We start from the raw sequence: 12,598 nt of genomic DNA, 5'->3' as shown, positions 1-12,598 counted from the left end.
TCCGTCTAGTCGCGGGTCGGATCGGGATCGGTGAGGAACGCCTGCACGAGGTCGTCGACGTCCATCGAGTCGATCGAGGCCTCCGGGGCGCGATCGTCCACGGCAGGGTCCTCCGGGTGCTGCTCCGCCAGCTCGCGCAGCTGCCGCAACAGGCCGGCGTCGCGCAGGCGGTCAGGCGGGATCGTCGCCAGCAGGCGGGTGATCTCGGCTTCCTCGCTCGGTTCGGCTGCTTCGTCGGTGTCGCCGCACAGCAGCCCGGCCAGGTGCTCGGCGAGCACGCGAGGCGTCGGGTGGTCGAACACGAGGCTCGCGGCGAGCCCGAGGCCGGTCGCGGCGGCGAGGCGGTTGCGGACCTCGATCGCGGTGAGCGAGTCGAAACCCAGGTCCCGGAACGGTTTCCCGGCCGCGACCGCCTTCGGGTCCCCGTGGCCGAGCACCGCGGCCACCTGCGTCCGCACCACGTCCAGTGCGGCGCCCGCACGGTCGGTGACCGGCAGCGTGGCCAGCCGTTCCCGCAGGCCGGACGCGGCTGATTCCGCCTCACGCCTGCCCGCGGCCACGGAGTCGAGGACTTCGCGGGCGGCGGGCAGGTCGCCCAGCGCCGCGTTCGGGCGGACTTCCAGCAGCCCCGTCAGGAACGGGCGGTGCTGCAGGTCCGCGACCACGAGCGCCGGAGCGCCATCGGTCACCGCGTGGGCGAGCGCGTCGAGCGCCAGCTCGGGCGGCAGCGCCGCGGCGCCGATCCGGTCGAGCTCCGCCGTCGTGGCCATGCCGCCGCCGGCCCAGGCGCCCCAGGAGATCGAGGTCGCCGCGAGCCCGGCGGTGTGCCGGCGTTCGGCGAGTCCGTCGAGGACCGCGTTGGCCGCCGCGTAGTTGGCCTGGCCGAGGTTGCCGACCGCACTGGAGACCGACGAGAACAGCACGAACGCGGCCAGGTCGAGGTCGCGGGTCAGCTCGTCGAGCACCAGCGCCGAGGTCACCTTGGCGCGGTAGACGGAGTCGAAGCGATCCGGCGTGAGGCTGTCGAGCACGCCGTCGTCGAGCACCCCGGCGGTGTGGACGATCCCGGTCAGCGGGTGCTCCTGCGGAACACCCGCCAGCAGGGCCGTCACCGCCGCGCGGTCGGCGACGTCGCAGGCCGCCACGGTGACGCGGGTGCCGCCGGCCGTCAGTTCGTCGCGCAGCTCGGCCGCGCCCGGCGCGTCCAAGCCGCGGCGGCTCACCAGCAGCAGGTGCTCGGCGCCCGTGGCGGCCAGCCGCCGGGCGACGTGCGCACCCAGCGCACCGGTGCCGCCGGTGACGAGCACCGTCCCGGACGGCTGCCACGGCGTCCCCTCGGCCGGACGGGCCGGCACCAGACGGCGGCCGAACACCCCGGTCGAGCGCACCGCCAGCTGGTCCTCACCGGAAGTGCCGGCGACGTCGGCGATCCGGCGCACGACGTCGGCGCCGAGGTCCTCGGGCAGGTCGGCCACACCACCCCACAGCTGCGGGTACTCCAGCGCGGCGACCCGCGCCAGGCCCCACACGCCGGTCCGGTACGGGTCCTCGACCACGTCGCCGGCCACGGCGGCGACCGCGGCCCGGGTGAAGACCCACAGCGGAGCCCCGATCTGCGCGTCGCCCAGGGCCTGGATCAACGCGGTCGTGTCGACCGCGCCGGACTGCCCCGGCGAGGCCGTGGCCAGCAGCGAAACCACCGCGGTGTACGAGGATTTCGCTGCCTCGCGCAGCGACTCCGCCAGGCAGCCACGGCTCGGGTCCGCGATCTCGACCACGGTGACGTCGCCGAGCGCGGCCACGACCTCGGTGGTCCAGGCGTCGGCCCCGGCCGGGACGAGTACCAGGCGGGGGCCCGGCGTGGCCGAGCCGAGCCGCACCGGGGACCAGGTCTCGCGGTAACGGTGCGCGTCCAGCGCCGAGCGGGCCTGCCGGCGGCGGCGCCACGTGGACAGCGCGGGCACCACAGTGGACAGTGCCGCGCCCTCCAGTTCCAGCTCCAGGCTGGCCGCGAGCGTCGCCAGGTCTTCCTGTTCGACGGCGGCCCAGAACTCCGCGTCGACGGCGTCGGCCGAGCTCGCCGCCACCGGAGCCGCGGCCCGCTCGGGCCAGAACCGCTGGTGGCGGAAGGGATAGGTGGGCAGTTCGACGTGGCCGGCGCCGGTGCCGTCGCCGGCGCGAGCCCAGTCGACGTCCACACCCGCGGTGTGCAGGCGGCCCAGCGCGGCCAGCAGCGACGGTTCCTCGGCACGGTCCTTGCGCAGCGCCGGGGTGGCGATCACGTCGTCGCCTTCGGCCGAGCCAAGCGCGAGCGCCGTGAGGACGCCGTCGGGGCCGAGTTCGAGGAAGGTGTCCGCGCCGGCGGCTTCGAGGGCCGCGACGCCGTCGGCGAAGCGCACGGTCTCGCGGACGTGGCTCACCCAGTAGCCGGGCGTGCCCATCCGTTCGGCCGCGTCCCCGATCGACCCCGACACGGTCGAGGCGATCGGGATCCGCGGCGCGGCGAACCTCAGCGTCTCCACCACTCGCGCGAACTCCTCCAGCACGGGTTCCATCAGCACTGAGTGGAACGCATGGCTGACCGGCAAACGCCTAGTCTTTCGGCCCAGCGCGGAAAACTCCGCCGCGACCTGCGCGACTTCGGCTTCGCGGCCGGCGAGCACGACGGCGTCCGGGCCGTTCACGGCGGCGATCGAGACGCTCTCGCCCAAGCGCGGCGCGACCTCGTCCTCGCTCGCCTGCGCGGAGACCATCGCGCCGCCGGCGGGCAGCGCCTGCATGAGCCGGCCGCGGGCCGCCACGAGCACGCAGGCGTCCTCCAGCGTCAGGACACCGGCGACGTGGGCCGCCGCGATCTCGCCGATCGAGTGCCCGGCCAGCAGGTCGGGCCGCACGCCGAACGACTCGACGAGCCGGTACAGCGCCACCTCGATCGCGAACAACGCGGGCTGCGCCCACTCCGTCCGGTCGAGGGTTTCGGCGTCCTCGCCCCACACGACCTCCCGCAACGGCCGCGCCAGCTGAGCGTCCAACAGCCGGGCGACGGCGTCGAACGCTTCCGCGAACGCGGGGAAACGCGCGTAGAGGTCGCGGCCCATGCCGAGCCGCTGCGAGCCCTGGCCGGCGAAGAGCACCGCCAGCGTCCGCTCACCGCTCTCGCCGCGGGCGGCCTCGGTGACGCCGTCCGTGTCGGCCAGCAGCACTGCGCGGTGCTCGAACGGCGGGCGCGCGGCCAGTGCCCGGGCGACGTCGATCGCGGGGGTTTCCGGGTGGGTGTCGGCGAAAGCACGCACGCGGGCCAGTTGCTCGTCGAGTGCTTCGGCGTCGCGTCCGGAGACCGGCCAGGCCACCACCGATGGCGTCACCGCCGGTTCCTCGACCGGCTCGGCCGGCGGCGCCTGCTCGATGATCACGTGTGCGTTCGTGCCGCTCACGCCGAAGGACGACACGCCGGCCCGGCGCGGACGTCCGGTTTCGGGCCAGGCCCGGGGTTCGGTGAGCAGGTCGATCGCGCCGGTGCTCCAGTCGACACGGGACGACGGTGCTGCCAGGTGCAGCGTCTTCGGCAGCAGGTCGTGCTTCAGCGCGAGCACCATCTTGATCACGCCCGAGACGCCCGCGGCCGCCTGCGTGTGGCCGATGTTCGACTTCACCGAACCCAGCAGCAGCGGCGTTTCGCGGTCCTGGCCGTAGGTCGCGAGCAGGCCCTGCGCCTCGATCGGGTCGCCGAGGACCGTGCCGGTGCCGTGGGCCTCGACGGCGTCGACGTCCGCAGTGGACAGTCCGGCGTTGGCCAGTGCCTGCCGGATCACGCGCTGCTGCGAGGGGCCGTTCGGGGCGGTCAGGCCGTTGGACGCACCGTCCTGGTTCACCGCGCTGCCCCGCACGACCGCCAGCACCTCATGGCCGTGGCGGCGGGCGTCCGAAAGGCGTTCGACGAGGATCACGGCGACGCCTTCGGACCAGCCGGTGCCGTCCGCGCCGTCGGCGAACGCCTTGCACCGGCCGTCGGGCGCGAGCCCGCCCTGGCGGGTGAACTCGCTGAACGAGTCGGCGGTGGTCATGACGGTGACGCCGCCGACGACGGCCAGCGAGCACTCGCCCGAGCGCAGCGACTGGCTCGCCCAGTGCAGCGCGACCAGCGAGGACGAGCACGCCGTGTCCACCGTGACCGCCGGGCCTTCGAAGCCGAACGTGTAGGCCAGCCGGCCGGACGCGACGCTCGCCGCGAGCCCGGTGCTGACGTGGCCTTCCAGGTCTTCGGCGGCGTGGGCGACGAGGTCGGCGTAGTCCTGGCCGTTGGTGCCGATGAACACGCCCGCGTCGGTGCCGCGCACGGCGGCAGGGTCGATGCCCGCGCGCTCGAACGCTTCCCAGGTGGTTTCGAGCAGCTGCCGCTGCTGCGGGTCCATCGCCAGCGCCTCGCGCGGCGAGATGCCGAAGAACGCGGCGTCGAACAACGGGAGGTCGTGCAGGAAGCCACCGTGCAGGGCGTCGCTGCGGCCGCGGCCGTCGCCGTCGCCGTGGGCCAGCAGGTCGAGATCCCAGCCGCGGTCGGTCGGGAACGGCGTGATGCCGTCGCGGCCTTCGGCCACCAGCTCCCAGAACTCCTCGGGCGAGGTCACGTCGCCGGGCAGGCGGCAGCTCATGCCGACGATCACGACGGGGTCGTCGTGGTCGGCCCCCTGGGTGGAAGGACGAGTGCCCCGCGCCGCGGTGCCGGTCTTGCGCTCGCCGAGCAGCTCGGCGAGGAGGTGGTCGGTGAGCACCGAAGCCGTCGGGTGGTCGTAGACGAGCGTGGCCGGCAAGGCGAGTCCCGTCGCCGCCTTGAGGCGTGTGGGCAGCTCGACGGCCGTGAGCGAGTCGAACCCGAGGTCGCGGAACGCGCGGTCCGGCGCGATCGTCTTGGTCCCGGCGTGGCCGAGGACGCGGGCGACGTTCTGCCGCACGAGGTCCAGCACCACCGCGCGGCGCTCCTGCTCGGGCAGGCCGCGCAGCCGTCCGGTGAGCGCGGATCCCGCCGCGGCGGCCGCGGCGCGCTGGTCGGCCAGCACCTCCCGGGCCTCCGGCAGCCCGGACAGCAGCGGCGACGGGCGCAGGCCCAGCACCGCCTCGAGGAACGGCCGGTGCCGCAGGTCGGCGACCACAGTCGAGGTCTCGTCCGCCGCGACCAGCCGCCGCAGTTCGGTGAGGGCGAGCTGCGGGTCGAGCGCGCCGGGTTCGGTGCCCCACGCGCCCCAGCCGATGGCCGTCGCGGGCTTGCCCTCCGCGCGGCGGCGGGCAGCGAGGGCGCGGAGAGCCGCGCCGGCCGTCGCCTGGGTGGCGTGGGCCGGGGTGCCGACCGAGCCGGAAGCCGAGGCGAAGAGCACGAACGCGTCGAGGTCGGTGGCCAGCTCGTCGAGGACGAGGGCGGGCTCGACGGTCGTGGCCCAGTCGTCGCCGTCGAAGCCGGCGGTGTGGACCACGGCGGTGATGTCGTGGTTCGCGATCAGTTCGACGATCGCCGCCCGATCCGGGCTGGCCAGGAGCACGTCGTCGGCGCCCCATTCGGTGAGGCTGCGGGCGACTTCTTCGCCGAGTGGGCCGGCGGTGGTCACGAGGACGGTGCCGGACGGCGTCCACTCGCCGCGGTCCGGCGCCGGAGCCGGTTCCAGGCGCCGGGCCAGCATGCCGGGCTCGCGGATGGCGAGCTCGTCTTCGTCCCCGGCACCGCTCAGCACGGCGGCCAGGCTGGCCAGCACGTCGTCGTCGAGCGCGGCCGGCAGGTCGACGAGACCACGCCACGTCGCCGAGTGTTCCAGCGCCGCGACGCGGCCGAAGCCCCACACCGCGGCCTGGGCCAGGTCGGCCCCGTAGTCCCGGGTGACCGTCCACAAGGGAGCGTTTGCGGTGCGGGCCAGCTCGCCCGTCTGCTCGACGTTCGGCAGCAGCGACACGACGCCGGTGACGTTCTCGACGTCGGCCAGCTCATCCGCGGCGACCGGCGTCAGGCCGAGACCGTCGACGATCCGCTCGGTCCACTCGTCGTGCTCGTGGACGACGGCGAGCCAGGTGCCGGTGAGGCTGCCCGTGACGGCTGCCGGGACCCAGGTTTCGCGGTACCGCAGGGAGTCCGCGCGGCTGCGGTTGCGCCAGGCGGCCAGCGCCGCGACGTCACCGCGGTCGACGGCGGCCCAGAACTCGTCGTCGGCCACGTGCTCGTCGGCGCGCTCGGGCCAGAACCGCTCGCGCTGGAACGCGTACGGCGGCAGCACCACGCGGGCCGCCCCGGTGCCGGTGAACAGCTCGGACCACCGCACGTCCACGCCGGCCACGAACACTTCGGCCAGCGCGGTCACCGCGGCCTGCTCCTCGTCGCGGTCCTTGCGCAGCAGCGGAACCGCAACCTCGGCGCCGTTCGCGCGGGCCATCGCGGAGAGGGTGCCGTCGGGCCCGAGCTCCAGGAACGCGGTCGCGCCCTGCTCGGCGAGCGCCCGCACGGCGTCGGCGAACCGGACGGTGGCGCGGACGTGCTCGACCCAGTAGCCGGCGTTCGCCGGTTCGGCGAGCGCGCCGGTCACGGTGGAGACCATCGGGATCGCCGGCGCCGAGTACTCCAGTGACTCCGCCACCGTGCGGAACTCGGCGAGCATCGGCTCCATCAGCGGCGAGTGGAACGCGTGCGAGACGGCCAGGCGCTTGGTCTTGCGGTCGGCGAAGTGCGCGGCAACGGCATCGACCGCGGCCTCGGTACCCGCCAGGACGAGCGCGGCCGGTCCGTTGATCGCGGCGATCGCCACGTCGTCCGTCAGGTGCGGCGTGACCTCGTCCTCGGTGGCTTCCAGCGCGAGCATCACGCCGCCTGCGGGAAGCGCCTGCATCAGCCGCCCGCGAGCAGTGACGAGCTTCGCGGCGTCTGCGAGGCTGAACACCCCGGCGACGTGGGCCGCGGCGATCTCGCCGATCGAGTGCCCCGCAACGAACTCCGGCGTGACACCCAGCGACTCGGCGAGCCGGAACAGCGCCACCTCCAGCGCGAACAACGCGGGCTGCGCCCAGCCGGTCTCGTCGAGCCGGTCGGCGTCCTCGCCCCACACGACGTCGCGCAGGCCTTCGGGCAGCACCGCCAGGACCTCGTCGAACGCCTCGGCGAAGACCGGGAAGCGCGGGTAGAGCCCACGGCCCATGCCGAGCCGTTGGGCGCCCTGGCCGGCGAACAGCACCGCGAGCGTCCGATCCTGTGCTTCGCCGCGAGCGAGTTCCACGCCGGCGACGACGACCGAGCGCTGCGCGAACACACTGCGGCCGGCCAGCGTGCGGCCGACGGCCAGCGGCTCACCGGCGACCCGGGCGATCTGCGCGTCCAGCGCCTCCGGCATCTTCGCGGAGTACACCCACGGCACCACGGTCGGCGCCAGCGTCGCCGGCTCCGGTCGCTTGGCCGCCGGGGCCTGTTCCAGGATGAGGTGCGCGTTGGTGCCGCTGATGCCGAACGACGACACCGCCGCACGCCGCACGCGGTCGACCTCGGGCCACGGCCGCGGTTCGGTGGCCAGCTCGATCGCGCCCGACGTCCAGTCCACGTGCGACGAAGGCGCGTCCACGTGCAGCGTCTTCGGCACGGAGCCTTCGCGCACCGCCATGATCATCTTGATCACGCCCGCCACGCCGGCGGCGGCGAGGCTGTGACCGATGTTGGACTTGACCGAGCCCAGCAGCATCGGCGTCTCACGGTCCTGCCCGTAAGTCGCGAGCAGCGCCTGGGCTTCGATCGGGTCGCCCAGCGCGGTGCCGGTGCCGTGGCCCTCCATCACGTCGACGTCCTGAGTGGACAGTCCCGCGTTGGCCAGCGCGGCCCGGATCACGCGTTGCTGCGAAGGCCCGTTCGGTGCGGAGAGGCCATTGGAGGCGCCGTCCTGGTTCACGGCGGAGCCGCGGATGACGGCCAGGATGTCGTGGCCGTTGCGCTTCGCATCGGACAGGCGTTCCAGCAGCACGAGCCCGACGCCCTCGGCGATGCTCATGCCGTCGGCGGCCTCGGCGAACGCCTTGACGCGCCCGTCGGCCGCCATCATGCGCTGGCGGCTGAAGCCGACGAACGTGCTCGGCGTCGCGACCAGCTGCACACCACCGGCCAGCGCCAGCGTGCTCTCGCCGCTGCGCAGTGACTGGCACGCCAGGTGCATCGACACCAGCGAAGACGAGCAGGCCGTGTCGATCGTCACCGCCGGGCCTTCCAGCCCGAAGACATAGGAGATCCGACCGGACAGCACACTCGAGTCGGCGCCGGTCACGCGGTGGCCTTCGGCCCCGTCGGGAGCTTTGAAGGCGGATGAGCTGTAGTCGTCGGCGCTGGCGCCGACGAACGTGCCCGTGCGGCTGCGGCGCAGCGTCGCCGGGTCGATGCCGGCGTGTTCGAACGTCTCCCACGCCGTCTCCAGCAGGAGCCGCTGGCGCGGGTCCATCGCGACGGCCTCGCGGGGCGAGATGCCGAAGAACTCCGCGTCGAAGTCGGTGGCCTGGTCCATGAACCCGCCGTGCGTGGCGTAGGTCTTGCCGGCGCGGTCGGGGTCCGGGTCGTAGAGGTCGCGGATGCGCCAGCCGCGGTCGGCCGGGAACTCCGTGACCGCGTCGGCCCCGGCGCCCACCAGGGCCCACAGGTCTTCGGCCGAGCGCACGCCGCCCGGGTAACGGCAGCCGATGCCGACGACCACGATCGGGTCGCCGTCCAGCGCCTTCGCCGGCGCCGCGACGGCTTCCGGTGCCGCTTGCGCGTCGCCCACCAGGTCGGTCAGCAGCAGCTCGGCGAGCCGCTCCGGCGTCGGGTGGTCGAAGACCAAAGTGGACGGCAGCCGCAGGCCGGTCGCGGCCGTGAGCCGGTTGCGCAGCTCGACCGCGGTGAGCGAGTCGAAGCCCTGCTCACGGAACTCGCGGCGCACGTCGATGGCGTGTCCGGACGCGTGGCCGAGCACCGCCGCCGCCTCCGTGCGGACGAGCTCGGCCAGGAACTTGAGCCGTTCGCCCGGCCGAAGCTCGCCGACGCGACGGCCGAGCGAGCCGGCCACGCCCGTCGCTGAAGCCTTGGCCGCCGTGCGCCGGCCGCCCGTGACGAGGCCGCGCAGTAACGCAGGGACCTCAGTCTGGCGGCGCAGTGCCGCGGTGTCGAGCTTCGCGGCGACGACGAGCGGCTCGTCGGTGCCGACCGCGCCGTCGAACAACGTCAGGCCGTGGGCGGTGTCGATGGGTGGCAGCCCCGCGGCGCTCATGCGCGCCACGTCGGTGTCCCTCAGCTCGCCGGTCATGCCGCTGGCCTGCGCCCACAGCGTCCAGGCGATCGACGTCGCCGGAAGTCCTTGTGCGGCGCGGTGGGCGGCGAGCGCGTCGAGGTAGCCGTTGGCCGCGGCGTAGTTGCCCTGGCCCGGGCTGCCGGTCACGCCGGCCACCGAGGAGAACAACACGAAGTCCGCGAGATCCTCGTCGCGGGTCAGCTCGTGCAGGTGCCACACGGCGTCGACCTTGGGCCGCAGCACCTGCGCCAGCCTTTCGGGCGTCAGGGATTCCACAGTGCCGTCGGCGAGCACACCGGCCGTGTGGACGATCGCGGTCAGCGCGTGCTCGGCCGGCACCGATGCGAGCAGGGCAGCGACGGCGTCGCGGTCCGCGGTGTCGCACGCGGCGAGCGTGACCTCGGCGCCGAGCTCCGTCAGGGCGGCGTGGAGTTCGGCCGCGCCGGGCGCGTCCGCGCCACGGCGGCTGACCAGCAGCAAGTGGCGCATCCCGCGTTCGGTCACCAGGTGCTTGGCCAGCTCTCCGCCGAGCACGCCGGTGCCGCCGGTGATGAGGACGGTGCCCTCGGCGTCCCACGCCCTCGGCTGGGTGAGCACGATCTTGCCGGTGTGTTTGCCCTGGCTCATGAACCGGAACGCGTCGCGGGCGCGGCGGATGTCCCACGTGGTCACGGGCAGCGGCTTCAGCACGCCGGCGTCGAACAGCTCCAGCAGCGCCGCGAGCATTTCCTGCGTGCGGTCGGCGCCGGCTTCGACGAGGTCGAACGCGCGGTAGCGGATCCGCGGGAAGTCCGCGGCCTCGCGGATGTCGGTCTTGCCCATCTCGAGGAACCGGCCGCCGTCGGTCAGCAGCCGCACCGAGGCGTCCACGAACTCGTGCGCCAGGGAGTTGAGCACCACGTCGACCGGCCCGAACTTCTCCGCGAAGTCGAGCGTGCGCGACGAGGCGATGTGATCCTCCGCGACGCCGAGCTCGCGCAGCAGGTGCTGTTTGCCTTCGCTGGCGGTGGCGTAGACCTCGAGGCCGAAGTGGTGCGCCAGCTGGATCGCGGCCATCCCGACGCCGCCGGCGCCGGCGTGGATGAGGACCGTCTGCCCGCGCTGCACGTCGGCGAGGTCGACGAACGCGTAGTACGCGGTCAGGTAGACGAGGGCGACCGAAGCCGCCTCCTGCGCGGTCCAGCCCTCGGGGACGCGCGCCAGGTAACGCTCGTCGGCCACGGTGACGTCGGCGAACCCGCCGTTGAGGACGCCGAACACAGGGTCGCCTGGCCGTAGCCCGGTCACGGCGGAGCCGACGTCGGTGACCACACCCGAGCCTTCGAGGCCGGGCAGGCCGGACTTGCGGGGGTTCATGCCGAGCGCGTCGATCACGTCGCGGAAGTTCAGGCCCGACGCGGCGAGGCGCACGCGCACCTCACGTTCGCCCAGCGGGGCCAGGACTTCGGGGTTCGGGATCAGGAACAGGTTGTCGAGGCTGCCCTTCTGACGGGTGTCCAGACGCCACGGCTCGCCGCCGGCGGGCGGGACGAGCGCGGAGCCGGTGCCGAGCCGGGCGAGCCGGCCCGCGAGCAGCTCACCGGCGCGCACCGCGAGCTGTGGTTCGGCGGAACCGAGCACAGTGGACAGTGCGTCGGCGCCCGTCCCGTCGAGATCGACGAGGGTGAAACGGCCGGGGTTCTCCGACTGCGCCGAGCGCACCAGTCCGCAGACGGCCGCGCCGGCCAGGTCAGTGACGTCCTCGCCGTCGCGGGTGGCCACGGCGCCGCGCGTGACGAACACCAGCCGGGTGTCGGCGAAGCGGTCGTCGGCGAGCCAGCGCTGCAGCAGCGCGAGTGCGTTCGCGGTGGCTTCGTGGACGGCCGCGGGGGTCGCGCCGCTGTGGACCGGGACGAGCACGACGTCCGGGGTGGCGTCGATGTCGTCGAGGTCGGTCACCGTGAGCGCGTGCAGTGGCGCGGCCAGGCGGTCGTCGCCGAGGACCACGCAGGTGCCGGATGCGGCGTCGGAGGTGACCGTGGTCCACTGGAGACGGAACAGGCTGTCGTACGGGCTCGGCTTCGGCGCGGCACCGGCGGCCCGCAGCAGCAGCGACTCGACGGACACGACGGGCGCGCCCTCGACGTCGACCGCGGCCAGCGAGACCGAGTCGCCGCCGGTCGGAGTGAGGCGTACGCGCAGCGTCTGCGCGCCGGTCGCGTGCAGGGACACGTCGGACCAGGTGAACGGCAGCAGCGCCTTGCCGTCGCCGCCGGGGCCGGGCACGAACTTGATGGCGTGCAGCGCGCCGTCGAGCAGCGCGGGGTGCAGGCCGAACGCGGCGGCGGTGTCCTGGCCGCCCGGCTGGTCGGCCAGCGTGACCTCGGCGAACACCTCCTCGCCGCGCTGCCACGCGGCGGTCAGGCCCTGGAACACCGGGCCGTAGCCGAAGCCGTCGGCCGCGGCGCGCTCGTAGTAGCCGGCGAGGTCGAGCGGTTCGGCGCCGACCGGCGGCCAGGGTGCCGTGTCGAAGGCCGCGGTCTTCGAGCCGCTCGCCAGCACACCGCCGGCGTGTTTCGTCCACGGCGCGTCGGCGTCGTCGGCCGGACGGGCGTGGATGCCGAGCTCACGGCGGCCGGCCTCGTCGGGCGAGCCCGCACGGACCTGCAGCACCACGGCGCGGGCCGGGTCGAGCACGAGCGGCGCCGCGATCGTCAGCTCTTCGACGTGGTCGCAGCCGGCGTGGTCGCCCGCGCGGATGGCGAGCTCGAGGAACCCGGTGCCGGGGAAGAACACGGCGCCGCCCACGGCGTGGTCGGCCAGCCACGGGTGCGTGGCCAGGGAGACACGGCCGCTGAAGACCACGTCGTCGCCTTCGGCCAGTGTCATCGCGGCGCCGAGCAGCGGGTGCTCGGCCGAGGCGAGGCCGGCGGCACTCACGTCGCCCGCGGTCACGGACGGCGCGGGCCAGAAGCGCGTGTGCTGGAAGGCGTACGTGGGCAGTGCGACGCGGCTGCCCTCGATGCCCCAGTCGACGTCGACGCCGCTGACGTACAGCTCCGCCGCCGACGTGAGGAAGCGTGCCATCGTGTCCTGGTCGCGCCGCAGCGTGCCGGTCACGACGATCGGCGCCGGGGTGTCCTCCAGGGTCTCCTGGACGCCCATCACCAGCACCGGGTGGGAGCTGATCTCGACGAACACGCTGTGCTGCTCGGCCAGCGCGCGGATCGCCGGCTCGAAGCCGACGCGCCCGCGCAGGTTGCGGTACCAGTAGCCCGCATCCATCGTGGTCGTGTCGAGCCAGGCGCCCTCGGCGCTGGAGTAGAACGGGATCTCGGCCGCGCGGGGCTCGA

Annotated in this window: 1 protein-coding gene (cut by a window edge); it reads right to left on the bottom strand. The window is 74.1% G+C overall.

All coding sequences use genetic code 11. From position 1 onward, the window contains the following. Positions 1 to 5: 5 nt before the first annotated feature. On the bottom strand, positions 6 to 12,598 hold the end of the coding sequence (locus ACQPXB_RS24720; protein ID WP_432856763.1) for a type I polyketide synthase. It continues 18,199 nt past the right edge of the window; 12,593 of the gene's 30,792 nt are visible here — the last part of the coding sequence; the start codon falls outside the window, past its right edge — the gene reads right to left on this strand; it ends in the stop codon at positions 6 to 8.

The sequence above is a fragment of the Amycolatopsis sp. CA-161197 genome (assembly GCF_050942255.1).
In the GTDB taxonomy this organism is placed as follows: Bacteria; Actinomycetota; Actinomycetes; order Mycobacteriales; family Pseudonocardiaceae; genus Amycolatopsis.
The sequence above is the reverse complement of the archived record's forward strand: the minus strand, read 5'-3'. Positions and strand labels throughout refer to the sequence as shown.